Source organism: Dokdonella sp. (assembly GCF_019634775.1).
Taxonomy (GTDB): domain Bacteria; phylum Pseudomonadota; class Gammaproteobacteria; order Xanthomonadales; family Rhodanobacteraceae; genus Dokdonella.
In genome coordinates this window covers 973,100-995,779 of record NZ_JAHCAS010000001.1, presented here as the reverse complement: position 1 = coordinate 995,779, position 22,680 = coordinate 973,100, and the positions used below count along the sequence as shown (strand labels likewise).

Genomic DNA, 22,680 nt, shown 5'->3' with positions numbered 1-22,680 from the left:
TGCCGGCATGGCCCTGCTAGTATAGCTGGCCGATTTTTTCGCCCGCTCGCCGCCGTGCCCGAACCGTTCACGCTCCGCCTCGTCGACGCGCGCATGCTCGCGCCAACGGTTCGTCACCTCGCCTTCGCGCGCGACGACGGCAAGCCGTTCGCCTTCATCCCCGGCCAGTTCATCCAGATCCATTTCCATTACGACGACGGCAAGCCGACCAAGCGCAGCTATTCGGTCGGCACGGTCGGTGCCGGCGATGCGACACCGATCGAGCGGATCGAGATTGCGGTCTCGTATGTCGAGGGTGGCGCGGCGACCGCCCTGCTCGGCAATCTCGACATCGGTGGCACGGTGACGGCCAGCGGCCCGTTCGGCCGCTTCTGCCTGATGGACGCCGACCGCAACGCGCGCTATCTGCTGGTCGCCACCGGCACGGGCGTCACGCCGTACCGCGCGATGCTGCCGCAGATCGCCCGACTCGTGCGCGAGCGCGGCTGCACGTTTGCCCTCGTCTATGGCGCGCGCAGCGAAGCCGAGCTCCTCTACGGCGACGAGTTCGAGGCGTTCGCCGCGGCCAATCCCGGCTTCAGCTTCCACCCGTGTTTCAGCCGCAGGCCGCGTGCGCTGCCGCGAGGCAACGACCGCAACGGCCGCGTGCAGGTCGCACTCGAGGCACTCGCGCCCGATGCGAACGCGGACATCGCCTACCTCTGCGGCAACCCGGACATGGTCGATCAGGCCTTCGCCCTGCTCAAGGAAGCCGGCCTGCCGGTCGCACACATCCGCCGCGAGAAGTACGTCAGCAGCCGGTGAACGACACGCCGCTCTCCACGGATGCGCTGGCGTATGCGCCACCGCCGCCGCTGCCGCCCGTGCGCAGTCCGTGGTGGAAGGGCATGCTGCGTCTCGCGATGTGGATCGGCGGCGGCTGCGGCTGCGGCGCCGTGCTCGGACTCATGCTCGGTGGCGAGCATGGCGTCGGCGCGGCCTTCTCCGCGGCCCTGCGCGTGGCGGATTTCCGTTGGGTCGCCCTCTTCGTCGTCCTCACGATCTGGCCACAGGTGCTGATCCATGAGGCTGGACATGCCCTCGCCGGTCTCGCCCGCGGCATGCAACCGCTCGCCTTCGGCGTCGGTCCGTGGCGGTGGGAGCGAAGCCTGGACCGCTGGCGGCTGCGCCGTGGCGGCCGCGTGCTCGGCCTGCTCGGCTTTGCCATCCTGGTGCCGCATGGCCAGCGTGGCCTGTCGCGCCTGGACCAATGCATCTACCTGCTCGGCGGACCGATGGCGAACCTCGCCACGTTCGCGCTGATGCTCGGGCTCGCCGCGCATCCGCTGGTGACCACCTCGACACCGTTCGCCGCCTTCGTCATCGGCACGGCCAGCGTCGCCGCGCTGCTTGGCCTCAGCAACCTCGTGCCGTTCGAGACGCAGGGCTGGCGCTCGGACGGACGCAACATCATCGACCTGTTCCGCAGATCGGCCGATGCCGAGCGTCTGCGCCGCGTACGCGCGACGCTGGCCCTCGGCATGGCCGGCGTCCGCCCACGCGACTGGCCGGCCGAGGCGCTGCCGGACCTGCCCGGTGATGACGAAGAGCCGCCGAACCTGATCGGCCTCAATGCGATCTCGCAGGTGTTCGTGCACGCACTGGATGCCGACGACGCGTGCCTGGCGCGTCGCTGCGCACGCCTGCTCGCCGCCGGCCACGCACGCGTGCCGGAAGCGATGCGCGCACACCTCGCCGTCAACATGGCGATCTTCGCCGCGCGCATCGAACGCAACCCCGACCTGCTCGCCGCCTGGCGTCCGCTGTGCGCAGGCGGCCTGCTCGACCACACCGCGCTACATGCCTGGCTCGACGCCGAATTGGCCGAACTCTCAGGCGACATCGACGCAGCACGTGCGGCCCTGGCGACGGCGCGGGCTTTGGCGGCGCGCGTGCCCGACGCGATCACCGGCGTGCTGGTCGACGAAGCGCTCGACGCACTCGAGTCGCGCCTGGACGCACGCCACCCGGCCGCCGTGGACGTTGTGGGCGCGAGTTCGGTCGCGACGCTTCCCTGCAGCGGAGCAGCAAAGCCGGAGCATCGCGACTGAAGTCGGCCACAAAAGCGGGGTGTAAAGGACGCTTGACACGTGTGTCCGCGCCGCCTAAGCTCGCTGTCAAGTTACCTTGACATGAGCCATGGCCATGACGAAGGTCCATCGACGCTACATCCGTGAATTCCTGCCGGCGATGGCGGCCTACTGCGTCACCCTCGTGCTGTCCTTGCAAGCGCTCAAGCTGGTGCAGGCACTCTGGGGGCGGGCCGCGCTGGCCCTGCTGCCGGCGCTGCCGATCCTGTTCGCGGCACGTGCCCTGCTGCGCTTCGTGCGCGACAGCGACGAGCTGCAGAGGCGCATCCAGCTCGAAGCCTTCGCGTTGGCGTCGCTGGTGCTCACGCTGGGCAGTTTCGCCCTCGGTCTGCTCGTGCTCGCGCGCGTGATCGACATCGCAGCCGGCGATGCCCTGGTGATGGTGCTGCCGGCTTACGCCTTGCTGTACGGCGCCTTCGCCGCCTACACCACGCGGCGCTACCAATGAACAACCGTGTCCGTGAGCTGCGCAGCGCGCGCGGCTGGTCGCAGGCCCAGCTCGGCGATGAGCTCGGGGTTTCGCGCCAGACCGTCAACGCGATCGAGACCGGCAAGTACGACCCGAGCCTGCCGCTGGCCTTCGCGATCGCGCGCCTGTTCGGCCTCGCGATCGAGCAGGTGTTCGAGCCGGATGCGTGAAAGGAGATGCCGATGAACCCGATCCTGCGTCGCTACATCGCCGACACCTGGCTGCCGACCCTGGTCTATTTCGCCTCGGTGTTCGCCGCCGCCGTGCTCAGCTCACGCATCGATTCGCACTGGCTGCGCGCACTGGCCGGAGCGCTGCCGCTGCCGGCGCTGGCGTGGATGGCCTGGGTCGAACTCCAGCGCCTGCGTCGGCGTGACGAACTGCGCCAGCGCATCGAGCTGGAAACCATGACGATCGCCTTCGCGCTTTCGTTCGGCATCGTCGCCGCGCTGACCTTCATCGGCATGTATGGAGCGATCGAATTGCCGCTATATCTCGCCGCCTTCATCATGGCCTTCTGCTGGGTCGGCGCGCAGTTGTGGGTGCGCGCGCGCTACGGCTACTGGTGGCAGCAGGGCGCCACCGAGGAACCCCCCGAAGAACACCGCAACGACGAGGTGCGCCGTCCATGAAAGCCTCCGTACGCTACGCGATCATCGCTGCCGTCATCGCCGGCGTGTTCGCGCTCCGTCACTTCCGTGACAAGCCCGAATCGCCGGGTGAGGCGCAACGCGCGAGCGGCCGTTACCACATCCCCGCCAGCGCCAAGGCATTCCGTTTCGGCACGCTCGATTTCAGCGCCTGCGAACTCGAACGGAAGCATTCGGGGGCGACCACCGAAGCCTTCTGCGCGCCATTCGAAGTGCCCGAGGATCGCGCAAGGCCGGACGGCCGCCGCATCGCGCTCAAGCTCGCCCTGATCGAGAGCCGTGAAGCGGCCGATGACGATTTCATCGTCTTCCTCGCCGGCGGCCCCGGCCAGTCGGCGGTCAACGCCTGGCCGCAGATCGCCGCCTCGCTCGAGCCGGCCCGCAAGCGGCGTCACGTGCTTTTGCTCGATCAGCGCGGGACCGGCGCCTCGAATCCGCTCGAATGCGCCAACGACGAAGACGAGGACGCCACCCTCGACTTCGATCCCGCGCGCATCACCGCGCGCACGCAAGCCTGTCTCGAGGAAGTGTCGAAGACGGCCGACCCGCGTTTCTACACGACCAGCGACGCGGTGGCCGACATCGAGGCATTGCGCCAGGCGCTCGGCGCGCCGAAGTTCAACCTGGTCGGCGTGTCCTACGGCACGCGCGTGGCCCAGCAGTACCTCAAGCGCCACCGGGAAGGTGTGCGCAGCATCGTGCTCGACAGTCCGGTGCCGAACGAGCTCGTCCTCGGTGGCGAGTTCGCGCGCAACCTCGACGATGCCCTCAAGGCGCAGTTCGACCTGTGCAAGGCCGACCCTGCCTGCGCGAAGGCCTTCCCCGATCCATTCGCCGACCTGATCACCCTGCGCGACTCACTGAACGCGGCACCGCGCAGTGTGCACTTTGCCGATCCGGTCACCGCGGCACGCCGCGAGCGCCGCCTCGATGGCCATGGCCTTGCCGCCCTGGTGCGCCTCTATGCGTACACGCCGGAAACCGCCGCGCTCATCCCGTTGACGGTGCACCAGTCGCGCGCAGGCAACGACGCGCCCATGGCGGGCCAGCTCGAACTGATGATGCAGGGCATCGACGAGCTGGTCGGCAACGGCATGCAACTGTCGGTGCTGTGCAGCGAGGATGGCGACCGCCTGCCGGCACAATCCGGACGCCCCGCTGCCAAGGACAGCGTGCTCGGCACACAACTGGTCGATGCCTGGAATGCGCAATGTGCGGTGTGGCCGCGCGGCCAGCGACCGGCCGACTTCAACGAACCGGCCAGCGGCGACGCACCCGTGCTCGTGCTGTCTGGCGAGTTCGATCCGGTCACGCCTCCACGTTACGGCGAACAGATCGTCAAGACTCTCGCCAACGCAAAGTTCATCCTCGGTCGTGGCCAGGGCCACTCGATCATGGGTCGCGGCTGCCTGCCGGGCGTGATCGGGCGCTTCATGGACAAGCTCGAGCCGGCCGCACTCGACACATCCTGTGCCGAGCGCCTCGGCCCGACGCCACACTTCATCGATTTCAACGGAGGCACGCCATGATCGAGCTGAAGGATCTGCACAAGGCCTTCGGCGCGGTGAAGGCCGTCGACGGGGTCAGCTTCACCGCACGCGATGGCGAGATCACCGGCCTGCTCGGCCCGAACGGTGCCGGCAAGACGACCACGCTGCGCATGCTCTACACGTTGATGAAACCCGATCGCGGCCAGGTGCTGGTCGACGGCATCGATGCCGCCATCGATCCGCTCGCCGTGCGCCGTCGCCTCGGCGTCCTGCCCGACGCGCGCGGCCTGTACAAGCGTCTGACTTCGCGCGAGAACATCGACTACTTCGGCCGTTTGCAGGGCATGACCCAGGCCGCTATCGACGCGCGCCGCCATGCGCTGGTCGAGGCGCTCGACATGGGTGAGATCATCGACCGCCGCACCGAAGGATTTTCGCAGGGCCAGCGCGTCAAGACCGCGATCGCACGCGCGCTGATCCACGACCCGAGGAACTGCATCCTCGACGAACCCACCAACGGCCTCGACGTGATGGCCACCCGCGCGATGCGCGAGTTCCTGCGCCGTTTGCGCGACGAAGGCCGCTGCGTGCTGTTCTCCAGCCACATCATGCAGGAGGTTGCCGCGCTGTGTGACCGCATCGTCGTCATCGCCCACGGCCATGTCGTCGCCAACGCCACACCGGACGAGCTGCGCGCCCAGGCCGGTTCCGACAACCTCGAGGATGCCTTCGTGAAGATCATCGGTTCCGCAGAAGGGCTCGCCGCATGAAGACCATGCTCACGGTTTTCTTGAAAGAGGTGCGCGAAAACATCCGCGACCGCCGCACCGTGCTCAACACGCTGCTGACCGGCCCGCTGCTCGCCCCACTGATGTTCGTCCTGCTGATCAACGGCATCGTCGCACGTGAGCTCGACAAGGCCGAGAAGCCCTTGCCGGTGCCGGTGATCGGTGCCGAGCACGCGCCGCAGCTCGTCGAGGCCCTGAAGCAGATGGGTGTGGACATCAAGGAGCCGCCGGCCGATCCCGAGCTCGCCGTGCGCGAGCAGGAGGTCGACCTCGTGCTGCGCATCCCGGCCAGCTATGCACAGGCCTGGCGCAAGGGCGAGCCGGCCCAGGTCGAACTGATCCACGACCAGTCGCAGCGCGAAGCCGGCAGCTCGGTCTCGCGCCTGCGCGGCATGCTCGAAAGCTACGGCGAACGCACGGCGTTGATGCGCATCGTTGCCCGCGGCCTGTCGCCGAACGTGACCCGCCCACTCGTCATCGCCAACCGCGACCAGTCCACTGCGCAGGCGCGTGGCGGCATGATGTTCGCAATGCTGCCGTACTTCTTCATCCTCGGCGCCTTCATCGGCGGCATGGCCCTGGCCATCGACACCACCGCCGGTGAACGTGAGCGGCAATCGCTGGAACCGCTGTTCGCCAACCCGGTACCGCGCAGCCAACTGCTGCTCGGCAAGCTCGGCGCGACCTCGGCGTTCTCGCTGACGGCACTCATGCTCAGCATCGTCGCGTTCTCGATCTCCGGCCAGTTCCTGCCCACCGGCAAACTCGGCATGAGCCTGTCGATCGGCCTCGACTTCGCCGTGGTGACCATGCTCGTCATGTTGCCGCTGGTGGTGCTGGTGGCGGCCCTGCAGACGCTCGCCGCCGCCTTCGCCAAGAGCTTCCGCGAAGCGCAGACCTATCTCTCGCTGCTGATGTTCGTGCCGGCCGTGCCATCGTTGTTGATGTCGGTGTTTCCGGTGAAGACGCAGACCTGGATGTATGCGGTGCCGTTGATGGGCCAGCAGGTTGCGATAACACGTCTACTGCGCGGCGATCCGGTGGCGAGCAACGAACTGCTGCTGTGCTTCGCCGCCAGCACCGTCGCCGCCCTCGTCATCTGCTTCATCACCGCGCGTGTCTACCGCAGCGAGCGCCTGGCGATTTCGGCGTAGTGCGGGAACGCAGCGGCCGGACACCCCCTCCCCATTCGCGGGGAGGGGGTGACAACGCAGGTCGTCCTGATCCAGGTCCATGGGGGCGGAGGCAAGGTCGGATCACATCGATTTCGCCGGCGCGGCCGGCGCCGCAATGCGGTCATTCTTGGCATGATCCGCCTCCCGGACACCGCGCGCAGGAAACCCTTTCATGCACACCGCGCATGATTCGCCTCTCGGCAAGACCGTCACCGGCAGCGACTGCTACGACCCCGGCCTGCTGTTTCCGATCGCGCGCGCGCCGAAGCGCGCCGAGCTCTACATCGATGGCACCTTGCCGCTCCATGGCGCCGATATATGGAACGCCTGGGAACTGTCCTGGCTCGACGCGCGCGGCAAGCCGCAGGTGGCGACCGCGACGTTCCACGTGCCGTGCGACTCGCCGAGCCTGATCGAATCGAAGTCGCTCAAGCTCTACCTCAACAGTTTCAACGAGACCCGCTTCGACGACCATGAAACCGTGCGCGCCACGATCGCACGCGACCTCTCGCTGGTCAGCGGTGGCGATGTCGATGTCGCCCTGCATGCACTCGACGAGCTCGTCGACACACGCATCGCCTCGCTCGCCGGCATCTGCATCGACAACCTCGATCTGGACATCGACCACTACGGTCCACCATGCCCGGATTTCCTGCGCGTCGACACCCGCGCCGCTGCAGTCGAGGAGAACCTCGTCTCGCATCTGCTGAAATCGAACTGCCCGGTCACCGGCCAGCCCGACTGGGCCAGCGTGCAGATTGTCTACCGCGGCATGCCGATCGACCGCGCGGGCCTGCTGCGCTACCTGGTCTCATTCCGCCGCCACGACGATTTCCATGAGCAATGCGTGGAACGCATCTACATCGACCTGCTCGCGCGCTGCGCGCCCGAACACCTGCGCGTGCAGGCCCGCTACACACGCCGCGGCGGTCTGGACATCAATCCCTGGCGCGCCAGCGCAGCCGGCACCGACCCGGGCAACCCTCGCCTCGCGCGCCAGTGAAGCACCCCCTCAAGGCTCTGGGGACGTTCGGATTGATCCCGGCGGCTGTGAACATCGTTGACCAGAACGGTTTCTTAACTCGGACTGGATGTACCGTTGGCATCCCGATCACGCCCCCGAGACATCCATCATGGCCAACGAACCCGGAAAGCCCGACTTTTCCAACGTGAAGAGCGGCGCCTCCTCGACTGCACCCGCACCCGCGCCGAAGCCCGACTTCAGCAATGTCCGCAGCGGCGTCGAATCGACCGCGCCGATCGTCGAACCGCCACCGCCGCCCGAAATGGAGACCTACACGGTCGTCAAGGGCGACACCCTGTCGAAGATCGCCAAGCACTTCTACGGCAACGCCAACAAGTGGCGCCCGATCTTCGAAGCGAACACCGACCAGCTCGACAACCCCGACCGGATCAAGCCCGGTCAGGTCCTCAAGATCCCGGCCAAGTCCTGACACATACGGAGACCAACATGACTTCGTTCCGCCCCGCACCACTGCTCATCACCGCCCTCGCCAGCCTCACCCTTGCCGCCTGCGGCAAGAAGGAGCAGGCCCCCGCGCCGGTCGTCGCGCCGGCCCCGGCCCCGGCCCCGGTCGAGGCACCACCCGCCGCGCCGGCTCCGGTCGCCTTCGCCGGCCTGAGCGTCGGTGAAAAGTTCGACGAAGCGACCAAGGCCGTCACCCGCGAGAAGAAGATCTTCGCCAAGACCGACACGATCTACGCCGGCGTCGCCACCACCGGCACCGCCGCCAGCGCCACCCTCAGCGCACGCTGGACCTACGGCGCCGACAACCAGCTCGTCGACGAAAGCAGCCAGACCATCGCCCCCACCGGTCCGGCCACGACGACCTTCCACATCGCCAAGCCCGACGGCTGGCCGGCCGGCAGCTACAGGGTCGAGATCACCCTCGACGGCACCGCCGTCGCCAGCGACTCGTTCGAGGTCGAATAAGCCCGGCGACAACGTGATCGAGCAAAAAGGGCGCGGCGTGATCCGCGCTTTTCCTGAAGGGCGCCGACGGCGCCCTTCTTCGTCTCAGAGCGCGGCGATCAGACGGTCGGCAAATTCCGAACACTTTACTTCGGTGGCACCTTCCATCAGGCGGGCGAAGTCATAAGTGACGTACTTCGAGCCGATCACCTTGTCCATCGCCGCGATGATCGCATCGGCCGCTTCGTTCCAGCCCATGTAGCGCAGCATCATCTCGCCCGAGAGGATCACCGAACCGGGATTCACCTTGTCGAGGCCCGCATACTTCGGCGCGGTACCGTGGGTGGCCTCGAACACGGCATGGCCGGTCACATAGTTGATGTTGCCGCCCGGGGCGATGCCGATGCCGCCGACCTGCGCGGCCAGTGCGTCGGAGAGGTAATCGCCGTTGAGGTTCAGGGTGGCGACCACGTCGTACTCGGCCGGCCGCAGCAGGATCTGCTGCAGGAAGGCGTCGGCGATCGCGTCCTTGACGGTGATCGTCTTGCCGGTCTTCGGGTTCTTCAAGGTCATCCACGGGCCGCCGTCGAGCTCGACCGCGCCGTATTCGCGCTGGGCCAGCGCATAGCCCCAGTCGCGGAAGCCACCTTCGGTGAACTTCATGATGTTGCCCTTGTGTACCAGGGTGACCGAGGCGCGATCGTTGGCGATCGCGTATTCGATCGCGGCGCGCACGAGGCGCTCGGTGCCTTCCTTCGAGACCGGCTTGATGCCGAAGCCAGAGGATTCCGGAAACCGGATCTTCTTGTAACGCTCCGGAAAGTGCTCCTTGATCAGCGCAGCGAACTTCTTCGCCTCATCGGTGCCTTCCTGGAATTCGATACCGGCGTAGATGTCCTCGGTGTTCTCGCGGTAGATCGTCATGTCGACCTTCGACGGATCCTTCACCGGCGATGGCACGCCCTTGAACCAGCGCACCGGGCGCACGCAGGCGTAAAGGTCGAGCATCTGGCGCAGGGCCACGTTGAGCGAACGGATGCCACCACCGACCGGTGTGGTCAGCGGCCCCTTGATCGATACGAGGTAGTCGCGGCAGGCATCGACGGTCGCATCCGGCAGCCAGTTGCCGGTTTCGTTGAACGCCTTCTCGCCGGCCAGCACTTCCAGCCAATGGATCTTGCGCTTGCCACCGTAGGTCTTCGCCACCACCGCGTCGAACACGCGCACCGACGCGTTCCAGATGTCCGGCCCCGTGCCGTCACCCTCGATGAACGGAATGATCGGCTGGTCGGGCACGTCGAGCTTGCCGTTGGCGATGGTGATCTTCGCGCCGGCGGTGGATGCTGCGGTCATGGGGGTCTCCGGGGATGGAAGTCGCGCGGCGGGAGGCGTGCGCGGGGAACGCGTATTGTCGCGCGCCGGGGGTGGGGTGGCAAAGCGCTAGGGATGTTCTTGTCAATTCCACAACGGCGTCACCGTCCTGTGCGGGCGCAGATCAAGGCGCGACGGCGAAGCCGGACTGGCCGTCTGTCGAGCCGGCGCAACGCCGGGCTGCACCCGCACAGGACGGTCCCAAGCTTTTGATTCCCAATGGCGGGGCGACATCATTGCGGGATTGATCAAAGCATCCCCAGACGGTCGCAACCGCTGGAAGACGTCCTCGCGCAGCGCCGGTGGCCGGTTGCTGCGGCGATGTCCCGAGGTGATCCGAGCCCCCGATTCCGGAGTGGCGGGACGGCGTATGATCGCCTGCGCAGGACCAGCGGAGGCGGCGTGGCTGAACATCTCCCATCGGCACGCAGCGCGCCGATGCACGAACGCGCGGCGGCATTGGTTCTCGATGCCTTCCTCGACTACAACGCGCGCTATGCCGACATCACGCGGCGTGCGCGGCGGCGCTTCGAGCGACGCGACTGGAAGTATGTGCGCGTCGATGCGGCGGCACGTATCGACCTTTACGACGTCTGCGTACGCGAGACGCTGGGTCGGCTCGAGCTGCTGCTCGAGGAACGCATGCGTTCGCGCGCAATGTGGGCGTCGATGCGCCTGGCCCTGGCCACGCTGATCGAGCCACTGCTTGACCGCGAGCTGCCGAAGACCTTCTTCAATTCGCTCTCGCGCCGGCACTTCCACACCACCGGTGTCGAACCCGAACTGGAGTTTGTCGACCTCGACGTGGAGCCGACCAGCGGCGTGGCCACACCGGCCAACCTGCATCGTTTCGAGACCGGCGATGGTCTGCAGGCCGCATGTGCGCGCGTGCTCGATACGTTTCCGTTCGCCAACGGCCATGCCGATGCCGACGCCGACGCGTGTGCGATCGCCACCGCGATCACCACGCGCTCCGGCATGCACGTGGATGCGCTGGAACTGCTGCCGGCGACGTTCTTCCGTGAGCGGCGCGCCTATCTGGTCGGGCGCATCGTCGGCGATGGCGGCGTTGCGCCGCTGGTCATCGCCTTCGTCAGCGAAGCCGACGGCGTGCACGCCGATGCGGTCATGACCGACCTCGATACGGTCTCGCGCCTGTTCGGATTCACGCGCAGCTATTTCCATGTCGACCTTGCCACGATCGCCGACGCGGTCGCGTTCCTGCATGCCCTGATGCCGCACAAGCCGATCGAGGAGATCTACACCGTGCTCGGCCGCGCCAAGCAGGGCAAGACCGAGCGCTATCGTCACCTGTTCCGCCATCTCGCGCACCATCCCGAGGAGCGCCTGGTGCGCGCCGACGGCGAGCGTGGCATGGTCATGGCGGTGTTCACGCCGGTCGGCTATCCGCTCGTGTTCAAGGTGATCCGCGACCAGTTCGCCTACCCGAAGGACATCGCGCGGCGCGGTGTCGAGGAGAAGTACCGGCTGGTGTTCCGCTACGACCGCATCGGGCGGCTCGTCGATGCGCAGGAATTCCGCGACCTGCGCTTCCGCCGCGCGCAATTCGAACCGGGCATGCTCGACGAACTGCTGGCCGGCTGCGCGGAGACGGTGGTTGCCGACGGCGACGAGGTGCTGGTGCGCCATTGCTACGTCGAGCGACGCCTGCGGCCGATGAACCTGTACGTGCGCGAGGCTGCGCCCGACGACGCGAAACGCGCGATGCTCGACTATGGTCAGGCGATCAAGGATCTCGCGCGCAGCAACATCTTCCCGGGCGACCTGCTGCTGAAGAACTTCGGCATCACCAAGGGCGGGCGCGCGATCTTCTACGACTACGACGAGATCTGCCTGCTCGAGGCGTGCAATTTCCGCCAGGTGCCACCGGCACGCGACGAGGACGAGACGCGCCCGCTCGAGGAATGGCTGACCGTCCGTGAAGGTGATGTCTTCCCTGAGCTGTTCGTGCGCTTCCTCGGCGTACCCAAGGCCCTGCGCGACGCGCTGGTCGAGCGCCACGGCGAGATCTTCGACGCCGCCTGGTGGCGCGAGGTACAGCAGCGGCTGGCCAACGGTGACTACAACGACATCCCGCCGTATCCGCAGTCGGCGCGGCTGGGGCGCGACTGAGGAATCGCCGCGCATCGCATTCCTTGGGCTGGCCGATTTGACCCGCGCGGCGGGGACTTCTACGCTCGCGTGCTGACTTCCCGATGGAGTTCCCCCGATGAAACGCCTGCTCGCCTTTGCCACCCTCTTCGCCCTCGCCGGTTGCGGCGGATCCGCGCCACCCCAGGCTCCCGCCGCTTCCGACCAGCCGGCCACGACCACGCCGCCGGTTGCGGCCGCGCAGAGCCGCCTCGATGCCGCGATCGCCGGCGAGTGGCGTTCCGCCGAAAACCGTGCGCGTGATGCCCATCGTCATCCGAAGGAAACGCTCGAGTTCTTCGGCGTGACCGACGGCAAGACCGTCGTCGAGATCACCCCGGGTGGCGGCTGGTATGCGGAGATCCTCGCACCGATGCTGAAGGACAACGGCAACTACGTCGCCGCGATCCCGCTCGACAGCTCCAGCGACTACGCCAAGCGCAGCAACGAACGCCTGCGCGAGAAGTTCGCCGCCGCTCCGGCGCAGTTCGGTGCGGCGAAGTTCGCCGAGTTCGACCCGAAGGCACCGGACCTCGGCATGGAGGGTGCCGCCGACGTCGTCGTGACCTTCCGCAACGTGCACAACTGGATCGGCAACGACAGCGCGGAGGGCATGTTCAAAGCCTTCTTCAACGTGCTCAAGCCGGGCGGCGTGCTCGGCGTGGTCGAGCATCGCGCTGCGGATGGCAAGGATCTCGAATCCGTGAAGGATTCCGGCTACCTGCCGACCGACCATGTGATCAAGCTGGCTACCGATGCTGGCTTCAACCTGGTCGAGCAGAGCGAGATCAATGCCAATCCAAAGGACACCAAGGACCATGAGAAGGGCGTGTGGACGCTGCCGCCGTCACTCGCGCTCAAGGACGTCGACCGCGACAAGTACCTCGCCATCGGTGAGTCGGACCGCATGACGCTCAGATTCGTCAAGCCGGCCGGAGACCAGATCTTCCGCCAGAGCAACGACAGCGGCATTGCCGGCGAGAAGAAGTGACAACACCGCGTTCCCCGTCGCCGCAATCGACGGGGAACGCCTCCCGCCTCGGCCATCGATGTTGATCCTTTTCAACAAGCCGTATGGCGTGCTCTGCCAGTTCACCGATAGCGAAGGCCGGCCGACGCTCGCCGACTTCATCCGGCGCAAGGGTGTCTATGCCGCCGGTCGCCTCGACCGCGATACCGAAGGCCTGCTGTTGCTGACCGACGATGGCGCGCTCGCGCATCGCCTCACCGATCCGCGCCACAAGCAGGAAAAGACCTATCTCGTGCAGGTCGAAGGCAAGCCATCCGAGGCCGCGCTCGACGCGCTGCGTCGCGGTGTGGTGCTCAACGACGGGCCGACCCGTCCCGCGCGCGTGCGCACACTCGATGGCGAACCGGACTGGCTTTGGCCACGCGATCCACCCGTGCGCTTCCGCAGGCACATCCCGACTGCCTGGCTCGAGTTGACGATCAGCGAAGGCCGCAACCGCCAGGTGCGCCGCATGACCGCCGCCGTCGGCCTACCGACCTTGCGCCTCGTGCGCATTCGCGTCGGTGAGCATGAGCTTGGCGACCTTGCGCCGGGAGAGCAGCAGGTCGCCGTGCACGATCGTGCAGGGAAGCCATAGCAACGGCCGCGGGAAACGACCACGGGAAACGATCGTAGGAAACGATCGTAGGAAACGGCTTTAGCCGTGAGGCCTTGGCCGTACAACACGGCAAAGAAAGAACATCACGGCTAAAGCCGTTTCCTACAGCGGTTCTCGAGGCGCCGGCAGCACCCACCCGAATCTCGCAAGCAACCCGGCGAAGGCTTCGTCGAGCGGCGCCTCGACGCACAGGCGACACCCGTCGAGTGGGTGCGTGAAGGCAAGCTTCCACGCATGCAGCAGCAGGCGGTGCACGCCGAAATACTGCTTGAACAATCGGTTGTGCTCGGTACGCCCGTGGCTGGTGTCGCCGATCAGCGGGTGGCGGATGTGCGAGAAGTGGCGACGGATCTGGCGGTATCGGCCGGTTTCCGGATCGACCTCAACCAACGCGTAGCGCTGCTGGGGATAGCGCCCGACCGCAATCGGCACCTCGATCGTGGCAAGCCGGCGCCAGCGTGTCAGCGCGGGTTTGCGCTCGCTGTGCTCACGCACGCCGGGCAGCGCGGAATCGATCACGCCTTCCTCGTCGGGCCAGCCGCGGCAGACGGCGAGATAGGTCTTGGCCACGTCGCGCGCCATGAACTGCCGACCGAGCATCGCCGCGACCTCGCTGCCGCGACCGATCAGCAGCACGCCGCTGGTCGCACGGTCGAGGCGGTGGATCAGGTGCAGCGGCCCCGGCACGGCGGCACGCACGGCATCGATCAGATAGACCTCGTCGTCGTTGACCAGACGGCTGCGATGCACCGGCATGCCGGCCGGCTTGGCGACGACGACCAGCGCGTCATCGAGATGCAGGATGCGCACGCGCAGACTCAGCGCGCGCGCCAGGCGCCGACGAAGGCGGCGGCGGCTGCCAGTGCCGCGCCGAGCGCCCAGACGGACACACCACCGGGCCGCGCGCCTTGCGTGTCGAACAACTGCAGAGCAACCGCGCCGAGTGCGCTGCTCGCCGCAAATGTCAGCAACACGGCAATGCGCTGGCCGATGCGCGAGCGCGTGGCGAGCTGTTCGAGTTCGGCCGAGCGGATGTGAAAGCGGCTTTCGCCACGTGTCTGCTGATCGAGAAAATCGTATACGCGCTGCGGGAACTCCGGCGCGAGGGCAAGCCATTCCGGCAGGCGACGGCGCAGGCTCTTCAACACGGCCTTCGGCCCACGCCGCTGCCACCAGATCCGTTCCAGCACGGGCCGCGCCACCGCCCAGATGTCGATCTGCGGGTGCAGGAGGCGACCGACGCCTTCGATGTTGAGCAGGGTCTTCTGCAGCAGAATCAGTTGCGGCTGCAGGGTCAGCTCGTAGCGGCGCGCGGTCTGGAACAGCTTGACCACCACTTCGGCCAGCGAGATCTCGCTCAGCGGGCGGGTGAAATAAGGCTCGCAGACCGCGCGCACGGCCGCTTCAAGCTCGTCGCCGCGCACGTGGCCGGGCATCCAGCCGGCACGCAGATGCAGCTCGGCGATGCGCCGGTAGTCGCGCCCGAACAGGGCGAGGAAGTTCTCGGCCAGCCAGTACAGATCCTGCTCGGGCAGCGAGCCCATGATGCCGAAGTCAAGAGCGATGAATCGCGGGTCGTCGCGGCGAGTCGGATCGACCCAGATGTTGCCGGCGTGCGCGTCGGCATGGAAGAAGTTGTCGCGGAACACCTGTGTGTAGAACAGGCGCACGCCCTTCTCGGCGAGCTTCACGCGATCGATGCCGGCGGCATCCAGCGCGGCGAGGTCGTCGACCGGGATGCCGTGGACACGTTCGAGGGTGAGCACGCCGGCATTCGTGTGCGACCAGACCACCTCGGGTACGTACAGGTCGGCGGAGCCGAGGAAATTACGCCGCAGCAGGCTTGCGTTGGCGCCTTCGCGTTGCAGGTCGAGTTCGTTGAACAGGGTCGATTCGATCTCGGCGACCACGTCGAGCGGCCGGATCTTGTCCGCATTCGGATGGGTGCGCGCGGCGAGCTCGCCGAGCGCGCGCAACAGGTCGACGTCGCGGGCGATGCGCATGCGGATGTCCGGACGCAGCACCTTGACCACGACCTCCCTTCCATCAGGGAGGCGCGCGGCGTGCACCTGCGCGATCGAGGCCGAGGCCAGCGGTTCCTCCTCGAACGCGGCATAGCGTGTGTCGATCGGGGCAGCGAGCGCCGCCTCGATGGCCGCGCGTGCCCGTGCACCGGGGAACGGCGCTACGCGATCCTGCAACTGGGTCAGTTCGTCGGCGATGTCGGCCGGCAGCAGGTCGCGGCGCGTGGACAGGATCTGGCCGAACTTGACGAAGATCGGGCCAAGCTCGGTCAACGCGAGCACGAGGCGACGACCGCGTGGCAGTTCGCCGACGCCGGCCTTGGCCGGCACGAGCCGGCGCATCCAGCGCAGCACGCGCACACGCCGCGCATCGTCGATGACGTCATCGAGGCGATAGCACACGGTCACCGCAAGGATGCGCACCAGGCGCGGCAACAGGCGCAGGGTCGAACTCATGTGCCGCGCTGCCCGGCGAGGCGGCGCACACGCGCTTCGAGACGATCGCCACGCTCGCGCAGGTCATCGACTTGGTCGAGGAAACCCTCGAGCTCGGCGCGCGCGACGACATCGCCGCGCTCCTCTACCAGCCAGTCGGCGGCATCGCGCAGGAAGCCCTGGCCGGCAGTGCGTGCGAAGGCGAGACCGCGACGCAACGCGCGCGCGATCTGGAAACCGGCGACGTCGCCGAACACGCGCGAAAATACCTCGTCGAAATCGGGGGCGAAGCGCGAGGCGAGGCGTTCGAGGCGACGCGCGAGTTCGGCATCGCCGGCGATCTCGATGCGCCCCGGCAGGGCGATGTCCTCGTCGCCACGCAGGCGCGCGATCGCCATGCCGAGCAGGCGTCCCGGCGTCGCCGTGATGGAAAGATCGCTGGTAGCGCCAAACGCCGGGCCGACCCGCAACTGGCGGCCATCGACGGTCACGCGCATGGCCAGGCCCGTGCCTGCGAAGGTCAGCGTGACCGCGCGACCATCGAGGCCATGCAGGGCCGCCTGCGTGTCGGGGTCGAGGTCGAGCCCATGGTTGAGCGCGTTTTCGAGCGCGCGCCCGAACACGGCGAGGATCGGATTCGGCGCGCGCGCGCCGGGCTCGGTCGAGGTTTGCATGCCGCGTATTCTAGCCGGCGCAGGGGATGTTCGACGCATCACGTCGGGTGCAATCCCGACGAACGATAGTGGTTGCGTTCAATCCTTCATGCGCCGGAACACGAACCATGGCAAGTGGCGCAGGATGAGGGCGACCAGGGACCAGTGGCGCGGCTCGTAACGGGCGAACGAGGCGCGGCCAAGGGCGGCGACGACGTGCTGCGCGACCTCGGCCGGATCGGCCGCCGGCAGCGGCAGCTTCATGCCGTAGGTCAGGTTGCTGCGCACGAAGCCGAGGCGATGGAACTGCACGCGCAGTTCGCCAGGCGCATGACGCTGGCGCAGGCTCTCGAAGAAGCTTTCCAGACCACGCTTGGCGGCGGCATAGACGATGTTGCGGCGGCGCCCACGCACGGCGGCGATACTGCCGAAGCCGACGATGGTGCCGCGCGTTTCGATCAGGCGCGGCAACAGTGCATGCGCGATCGCCAGCGGCGCATGCAGGTTGATCGCGAGCAACTGGCCGATCGCACCCGCGCCGAGGGTACCGTCGTCGTCGCCGCGGGACTGGCCGGCGACCAGCAGGAGCGCCGTCGGTGGCGGCAGGCCAATGAGTGCTTCGAGGATGCGCCCACCAGGATTGGGCTCCGCAGCGAGGTCGATCGCCAGCGTGCCGACCTCGCCGCCATGGCGCAACACCAGATCGGCGGCCAGTGCATCGAGATCGCGTGCATCGGAGGCGATCAGCAGCAGCGGGCGACCGGCGCGCGCGAGTTCGACCGCCAGCGCGCGGCCGAGTCCGCTCGAGGCGCCGACCACGATCGCAGTCACAGTTCCAGCCTCCGCGTCAGTTCGGATTGCTGCAGTCCGCACGAATCGAATGCGCGCAGGTCGGCGCGGCGTCCCGCGAAATCCGGCCAGGCGCGACGCACGACCGCTGCGTCGAGCGTTGAATCCTTGATCAGGTTCGGCCGGCCACCGTGGGTCAGCGCCAGATCCGCCAGCGCATCGAGAAATGCACGCTGTGCCGGCACGCGCGGTGACGGGCACTGGATCGCATAGGCGATGCCGCGACCGTTGAACGAAAAACCCTTGGCCTCGCCGTCGAACAGCTTGCTGGCGATCAGGCTGATGCGCGGCCGCGTGCGCGCGACATGATCGGACAGTGCAGCGGCGAAATCGGCATGGCGTGCGTGTGGGATCAGCCATTGCGCCTCGACAAAACCGGCCTTGCCGAAGCCCGCGTAGTAGGCGCGCGCACCGTTGAGCGGGAACAACGCGGAAAGGACATCGACGCTTGAACTGCCGGGCCGGCACCAGCGGTGCCGGATCCAGCTGTTCAGCACCGTGATGCCGGCGGCATTCCATGCGCGCAGGCGCCAGGGTTCGATCGCGGCCGGCAGATCGGCGGCCGGCGTGGAACGCAACCCCTCCTGTGCTTCGAGTCCGAAGCGGATCACGCCACGGCCGAACTGGTTCGCGCGCCCATCGTGCCAGCCATACAGCAAGGGGGCGCCAGCATGTGCCTGCAGAACCTCGGCGGCCTCGACCAGGTTGGCCACTGGCAGGCGCCGCACGACGTAGGCGTTGGGCGCGCGCACAAGACGCAGCGTCGCGTTGCCGATCAGGCCTGGGATGCCGAAACCGGCGAAGCAGGCGGCAAAGCGATCGCCGTGCTCGTGCGCACTCGCGCCGAGCCAGCCTTCGCGCGGGTCGAACAGTTCGAGGGCAACGACGTGGTCGCGGAAGGTGCCGTCGCGTGCCGGATTCTTGCCGTGCACGTCGGCGGCGATGCAGCCACCGATCGTCGCCCGCGCATGGCCCGGCACCACCGGCACGAGCCAGCCGCGCGACAACGCGAAGCGCACAACATCGCCGATGCGCGCGCCGGCCTCGACGGTAAGCAGGCCGCGCGTGTCATCGAAGGCGAGCAAGCGGTCGAAGGCGCCGAGATCCTGGCTGATGATGCCGGCGCCGAAGCTTGCGCCGACATAGGACACGCCACCGCCGCGACTGATGCGCGGCGCATCGGTCGGCAGCGCCTCGATTGCGCGATAGCGGTCCGGTTGCTGCACCGTGCAGCGTATCGACACGGCGCGATCGAAGCTGCGCAGCTCGCGTTCGGCAAGGGCAAATCCGCGCGGGGCGCTCATGGCATTGATGCGGGGGCTTTCACAGCGGGAGTATCGCATGAGGCCCAACGGTGGCTTCTCAGCCGGTGAGAACGCCGGCTGCGAGGCTCGCGCGAAACCGGAGGACCCCCGCATGCTGCTTGCCCCGTTCAGTCTTGCCGATGTATCGCCGTCAACCCGCGCGCGCCGCAGCGCCCAGCGCCCGGCCGCGGCCCCGCCCGGCCGCGTGCCGCCCTGGCTCGTGTCCTGGGCCGTGCTCGGTACCCTGGGCGTGTTGTTCGTACCTGGCCTGCGCGGCGGTGGCCTGCTCGGCGCAACCCTGCCGTTCTGGCTGTGCGCCGCCCCGCTGCTCGACATGGCCTGGCTGACGCGCCACCGCTGGTTGGCCGCGCTGCGGCGGCGTGCGCGAGTGCGTGCCGCCTGACCACCGCTCGATCACCGATCGGCCCGGCTGCCCGTGTGCGAACCCGGCCGCGGCGTGTGCGCTAACGCGCGCTGGCACGAAACATTCGTGGTGCGCGGATCAGGGCATCCCCAGCCGCTTGCGCTCCATGCGGCGAAGGAACTCGGCCATGATGCGTCGGTACAGATCCTCGCCGAGGTAGGCGTCCTCGACGCCGGCGTCGATCGACGGGTTGTCGTTGACCTCGATCAGGGCGACGCGCTCTCCGGCCTTCTTGATGTCGACTCCGTACAGGCCGACGCCGATCGCGGCGGTCGCCTTCAGTGCAAGCTTGACCACGTCGGCCGGCGCCTCGCGCACCGGCAGGGTCTCGAAACCGCCCGACTTCGCCGGGCCCTTGGCACCATGGTTGTAGATCTGCCAATGGCCGCGCGACATGTAGTACTTGCAGGCGTACAGCGGCTCGCGGTTGAGGATGCCGATGCGCCAGTCGAACTCGGTGAACATGAACTCCTGGGCGAGCACCAGCGCCGTGTGCTGGAACAGCGCATCGGCTGCCTCGCGCAGCCTGCTCGCGTCCTCTACCTTGACGATGCCACGCGAGAATGAACCATCCGGGATCTTCAGCACCATCGGGAAGCCAAGGCGGGCCACGCTCTCGTCGAGCTTGCGCGCGTCGTCGCGATAGAGGATCTCGGTGCGCGGCATCGGCAACTTGCGCGACAGCATGAGGTCGTGCAGGTAAATCTTGTTCGTGCATTTCAGGATCGAGCCCGGATCGTCGATGACGACCATGTCTTCCTTCTCCGCCTTGTTGGCGAAGCGGTAGGTGTGGTTGTCGAGCGCGGTGGTCTCTCGGATGAACAGGCCGTCGTACTCGGCGAGGCGCTGGTAGTCGTTGCGGCCGAGCGTGTCGACCTCGATGCCGAGCTCGGCGCCAGCTTCGACGAAATGCTTGAGCGCACGCTTGTTCGAAGGTGGCATTGCCTCGGCCGGGTCGACCAGCATGGCCAGATCGAAGCGGAACTTGCGACGTGCGCGAGGCTTGCGCCAGAGCTTCTTCGAGAACGCATCGAGGGTCTTGGCGAAAGCGTCTTCCTGCTCATCGGACAGCGTGTGCAGGCCGGCCGGCTTGATCGCGCCAATCTGCCAGACGCGATCGCGCTCGAACTCGATGCGCAGGATCGGACACGGGAAGGTTTCGAACACCTGGCGGGCCAGGTCCTCCAGTGCCGGATAGGAGGTCTGGCCAAAATAGACGAGGATGCCGAAGTCAGTGGTGTCGCGGCCGCCGGCCGGCAGGAAACGGCCAAGCTGGCTGTTGAGATCGTCGATGTCGAGGCCGTACAGCGAGCGCCGGCGCAGGTCGTTGATCGTGCGCACCGACGGAATCACCTTGTGTCCACGCGCCTCGGCGAGCAGCGACACGTAGTAGCCGGTGCCGAGGTACTTGTAGCTGCGGCAGAGGTTGATGACATGGGTCCGTTCGTCGTCGTCGCCGAGCGGCTGGCGCAGGTAGTCCTGCGCGGTGACGACGTTGTCGGACGGATAGTACGAGCCCCAGTCGGAGGCTTTTTCGACGACGATGACGAGGCGGCTCATGCGCGCGGAAAACCGGTCAGGGAAACGCGGAAGTCCGCGCATGGAACCCCGCCGCGGACGAAACTCCGGAACGACCGGTCCGCGGCGCGGCGCGAGTGTGCCACAGCGCCCGTGTGGCCGGCAGTGATGGCCGCAGCGGATGCGCGACCGTTTTCCGGCCGTTCAGAGCGCCTGCGCGGCGGGCCCTCCGTGCGCGCGCCGATGCGCGGATAATCGCCGGTTCCCGCCCCCGGATCCGTACATGCCAACGCAGCGAACCCGCTCGTTCCCCCGTCTGCGTCGCGCCCGTGCGGGCGACCTCGAAGCGCTCGTCGCCCTCGAACAGGCGAGCTTCGCCGGCGATCGCATGAGCGCGCGCCAATGGCGTCGGCATGTTGCCAGTCCGCGTGCGATCGCGATCGTTGCCGTCGAGGGTGAGCGACTGCTCGGTGTGGCGCTCGTCTTCACGCATGCCGCGCACGACATCGCCCGCCTGTATTCGCTGGCCACGGCAGAGGATGCCCGCGGACGCGGTATCGGCGATCGACTGGTCGCAGCGGTCGAACGCGCCGCCGGTGCCGCCGGCCGTCGACGTCTGCGCCTGGAGGTGCGTGAGGACAACCGCGCCGCGCAACGCCTCTACGAACGCCGCGGCTTCCGTCGCATCGGCCGCCGCGCCGGCTACTACGAGGACGGCGAGGATGCGTTGCGTTACGAGAAAGCGATCGGCGATCGAGCCGTGACGTCGATGCGCTGAGGTGTCCTTTCGCCCAGGCCCGATCGAGGCCGGGCGCGGTGGAAGCCGCCCGTTCGCGGCTTCGACATCAAGACATGCGCCCTGATGCGGTGCGACGCCGGTTGCGCGGGCGATTCGATACCCGAATCCGCGCCGCCGTCACCAACCCGCCGCGCGCAGTTTCTGTTCGGTGGCCGCATCGGCGGGGCGCGCCACGAGGCCGCCGGCGGCGGCGAGGCTGACGCGATAGCGGCCGCCGTCGACCAGCGGCAGATAGGCCGCGCTGCCGTAGTCGGCGTCGATCCAGCCGGTCCAGCGCGGGAACAGGCGCTTGAGATCGAGCGGGTCGAGCGGGTTGTCGCCGCCGAGCGCGACCAGGCTCGGTGCGGCATCGGCCGCCTGCCGGGCATCGGCGACGCGACCGCTGAGGCGATCCAGGCGATACAGCGCCGGCGCGCCAAGCACGACCGCAGCCGGTCGCCACTTGATGACGCGCGCGTCGAGCTGCCACTGGTCGCCAGCGAGTTCCACGCTGCGGCGCGTGCCGTCCGGGTATTCGATGCGCACCTCGTAGCGTCGCTCGGCGAGCTGGCGGGTTGCGAGGGTGGCGACCTCGGTTTCCGCGGCGAGACGGCGGTAGCCGAGCAGGGCCGTCGCCGACACCGCCGCGAGCACGGCGACCAACGTGAAAACGAGGCCCCACAAGCTGCTGTGGCAGGCGGCGAAGCGTCGCCGCGCCCGCCAGCGTCGGCGCGCGCCGAACAGGTTGGCCAGCGCGAACATGAGGCTCAGTCCGGCGAAGACGTAGAGGGCGATGAGGATCGGCGTGATCGGCATGTGCTCGAGCATACCGCCTGGGGCGGGCTGCCGGTTCGCGACGCGCCGTCGCCACGCGATGCGCCACGACCGCGATTGCACGGAGGCTATACTCT

General features: G+C 67.6%; 24 protein-coding genes. 16 read left to right on the top strand and 8 right to left on the bottom strand.

Translation table 11 applies throughout. From position 1 onward, the window contains the following. Positions 1 to 54: 54 nt before the first annotated feature. From KF907_RS04290 to KF907_RS04240, 11 genes are all read left to right on the top strand, one after another. Positions 55 to 804 (top strand): FAD-binding oxidoreductase, encoded by a 750-nt coding sequence (locus KF907_RS04290; protein WP_291218533.1) that lies wholly within the window; start codon positions 55 to 57, stop codon positions 802 to 804. After that, entirely contained in the window at positions 801 to 2,090 is a 1,290-nt protein-coding gene (locus KF907_RS04285) for a M50 family metallopeptidase (RefSeq protein WP_291218531.1), read from the top strand. Before KF907_RS04290 ends, KF907_RS04285 begins: the two co-directional genes overlap by 4 nt. 94 nt (positions 2,091 to 2,184) lie before the next feature. Then, positions 2,185 to 2,577, top strand: a complete 393-nt coding sequence (locus tag KF907_RS04280) for a hypothetical protein (RefSeq protein WP_291218529.1) — start codon at positions 2,185 to 2,187, stop codon at positions 2,575 to 2,577. Then, the gene (locus tag KF907_RS04275) at positions 2,574 to 2,768 is read left to right on the top strand and encodes a helix-turn-helix transcriptional regulator (RefSeq protein ID WP_291218528.1); all 195 of its coding nucleotides are present in this window, start codon (positions 2,574 to 2,576) and stop codon (positions 2,766 to 2,768) included. Before KF907_RS04280 ends, KF907_RS04275 begins: the two co-directional genes overlap by 4 nt. A gap of 12 nt (positions 2,769 to 2,780) precedes the next feature. Continuing rightward, on the top strand, positions 2,781 to 3,230 hold the full coding sequence (locus KF907_RS04270) for a hypothetical protein (RefSeq protein ID WP_291218527.1): 450 nt from the start codon (positions 2,781 to 2,783) through the stop codon (positions 3,228 to 3,230). Next, positions 3,227 to 4,777: an alpha/beta fold hydrolase gene (locus KF907_RS04265; protein ID WP_291218525.1), complete on the top strand. Its 1,551-nt coding sequence runs from the start codon at positions 3,227 to 3,229 to the stop codon at positions 4,775 to 4,777. Before KF907_RS04270 ends, KF907_RS04265 begins: the two co-directional genes overlap by 4 nt. Beyond that, complete coding sequence (locus tag KF907_RS04260; RefSeq protein WP_291218523.1) at positions 4,774 to 5,508, top strand: ABC transporter ATP-binding protein; 735 nt, start codon at positions 4,774 to 4,776, stop codon at positions 5,506 to 5,508. Before KF907_RS04265 ends, KF907_RS04260 begins: the two co-directional genes overlap by 4 nt. Next, positions 5,505 to 6,680 (top strand): ABC transporter permease, encoded by a 1,176-nt coding sequence (locus tag KF907_RS04255; protein WP_291218521.1) that lies wholly within the window; start codon positions 5,505 to 5,507, stop codon positions 6,678 to 6,680. The genes KF907_RS04260 and KF907_RS04255 overlap by 4 nt, the downstream gene beginning before the upstream one ends. 193 nt (positions 6,681 to 6,873) lie before the next feature. Continuing rightward, a complete protein-coding gene (gene queF / locus KF907_RS04250) occupies positions 6,874 to 7,704 on the top strand; it encodes an NADPH-dependent 7-cyano-7-deazaguanine reductase QueF (RefSeq protein ID WP_291218519.1) in 831 nt (276 codons plus the stop codon). A gap of 130 nt (positions 7,705 to 7,834) precedes the next feature. Next, entirely contained in the window at positions 7,835 to 8,155 is a 321-nt protein-coding gene (locus tag KF907_RS04245) for a LysM peptidoglycan-binding domain-containing protein (protein WP_291218517.1), read from the top strand. Positions 8,156 to 8,172: 17 nt separating this feature from the next. Further along, complete coding sequence (locus KF907_RS04240) at positions 8,173 to 8,655, top strand: hypothetical protein (protein WP_291218515.1); 483 nt, start codon at positions 8,173 to 8,175, stop codon at positions 8,653 to 8,655. 84 nt (positions 8,656 to 8,739) lie between these two features. Here the strand turns inward: KF907_RS04240 and icd are convergent, their stop codons facing one another. Beyond that, entirely contained in the window at positions 8,740 to 9,987 is a 1,248-nt protein-coding gene (gene icd / locus KF907_RS04235; protein WP_291218512.1) for an NADP-dependent isocitrate dehydrogenase, read from the bottom strand. A gap of 456 nt (positions 9,988 to 10,443) precedes the next feature. On the opposite strand from icd, the gene aceK reads away from it, so the two are divergent. The 3 genes from aceK (at position 10,444) to KF907_RS04220 (ending at position 13,763) form a co-directional block, all read left to right on the top strand. Next, positions 10,444 to 12,138, top strand: a complete 1,695-nt coding sequence (gene aceK, locus KF907_RS04230; protein ID WP_291220248.1) for a bifunctional isocitrate dehydrogenase kinase/phosphatase — start codon at positions 10,444 to 10,446, stop codon at positions 12,136 to 12,138. Between the two features lie 97 nt (positions 12,139 to 12,235). Further along, a complete protein-coding gene (locus tag KF907_RS04225; RefSeq protein ID WP_291218510.1) occupies positions 12,236 to 13,147 on the top strand; it encodes a class I SAM-dependent methyltransferase in 912 nt (303 codons plus the stop codon). A 58-nt stretch (positions 13,148 to 13,205) separates the two neighbouring features. Continuing rightward, positions 13,206 to 13,763: a pseudouridine synthase gene (locus KF907_RS04220; RefSeq protein WP_291218509.1), complete on the top strand. Its 558-nt coding sequence runs from the start codon at positions 13,206 to 13,208 to the stop codon at positions 13,761 to 13,763. 123 nt (positions 13,764 to 13,886) lie between these two features. Here the strand turns inward: KF907_RS04220 and KF907_RS04215 are convergent, their stop codons facing one another. From KF907_RS04215 to KF907_RS04195, 5 genes are all read right to left on the bottom strand, one after another. Continuing rightward, positions 13,887 to 14,600 carry a pseudouridine synthase gene (locus KF907_RS04215; RefSeq protein ID WP_291220246.1) on the bottom strand — a complete coding sequence of 238 codons (714 nt, stop codon included), beginning with the start codon at positions 14,598 to 14,600 and terminating at the stop codon, positions 13,887 to 13,889. Between the two features lie 2 nt (positions 14,601 to 14,602). Beyond that, positions 14,603 to 16,252, bottom strand: coding sequence for a ubiquinone biosynthesis regulatory protein kinase UbiB (gene ubiB / locus KF907_RS04210; protein ID WP_291220244.1), 1,650 nt, complete (start codon positions 16,250 to 16,252; stop codon positions 14,603 to 14,605). 8 nt (positions 16,253 to 16,260) lie between these two features. Further along, positions 16,261 to 16,917: a ubiquinone biosynthesis accessory factor UbiJ gene (locus KF907_RS04205; RefSeq protein ID WP_291218506.1), complete on the bottom strand. Its 657-nt coding sequence runs from the start codon at positions 16,915 to 16,917 to the stop codon at positions 16,261 to 16,263. A gap of 78 nt (positions 16,918 to 16,995) precedes the next feature. After that, complete coding sequence (locus KF907_RS04200) at positions 16,996 to 17,727, bottom strand: SDR family NAD(P)-dependent oxidoreductase (protein ID WP_291218503.1); 732 nt, start codon at positions 17,725 to 17,727, stop codon at positions 16,996 to 16,998. Continuing rightward, positions 17,724 to 19,049, bottom strand: coding sequence for an FAD-binding oxidoreductase (locus KF907_RS04195; RefSeq protein WP_291218501.1), 1,326 nt, complete (start codon positions 19,047 to 19,049; stop codon positions 17,724 to 17,726). Before KF907_RS04195 ends, KF907_RS04200 begins: the two co-directional genes overlap by 4 nt. A gap of 112 nt (positions 19,050 to 19,161) precedes the next feature. Here KF907_RS04195 and KF907_RS04190 point away from each other — a divergent pair, with 112 nt between their 5' ends. Then, positions 19,162 to 19,452 (top strand): hypothetical protein, encoded by a 291-nt coding sequence (locus KF907_RS04190; protein ID WP_291218499.1) that lies wholly within the window; start codon positions 19,162 to 19,164, stop codon positions 19,450 to 19,452. Positions 19,453 to 19,551: 99 nt separating this feature from the next. On the opposite strand, the gene KF907_RS04185 is transcribed toward KF907_RS04190, so the two are convergent. After that, entirely contained in the window at positions 19,552 to 21,033 is a 1,482-nt protein-coding gene (locus KF907_RS04185; protein WP_291218497.1) for a RimK family protein, read from the bottom strand. A gap of 241 nt (positions 21,034 to 21,274) precedes the next feature. Between KF907_RS04185 and KF907_RS04180 the strand changes: the two genes are divergently transcribed. After that, positions 21,275 to 21,769, top strand: a complete 495-nt coding sequence (locus KF907_RS04180; RefSeq protein ID WP_291218494.1) for a GNAT family N-acetyltransferase — start codon at positions 21,275 to 21,277, stop codon at positions 21,767 to 21,769. Positions 21,770 to 21,907: 138 nt separating this feature from the next. On the opposite strand, the gene KF907_RS04175 is transcribed toward KF907_RS04180, so the two are convergent. Then, a complete protein-coding gene (locus KF907_RS04175) occupies positions 21,908 to 22,597 on the bottom strand; it encodes a hypothetical protein (RefSeq protein ID WP_291218492.1) in 690 nt (229 codons plus the stop codon). Positions 22,598 to 22,680 lie beyond the last annotated feature (83 nt).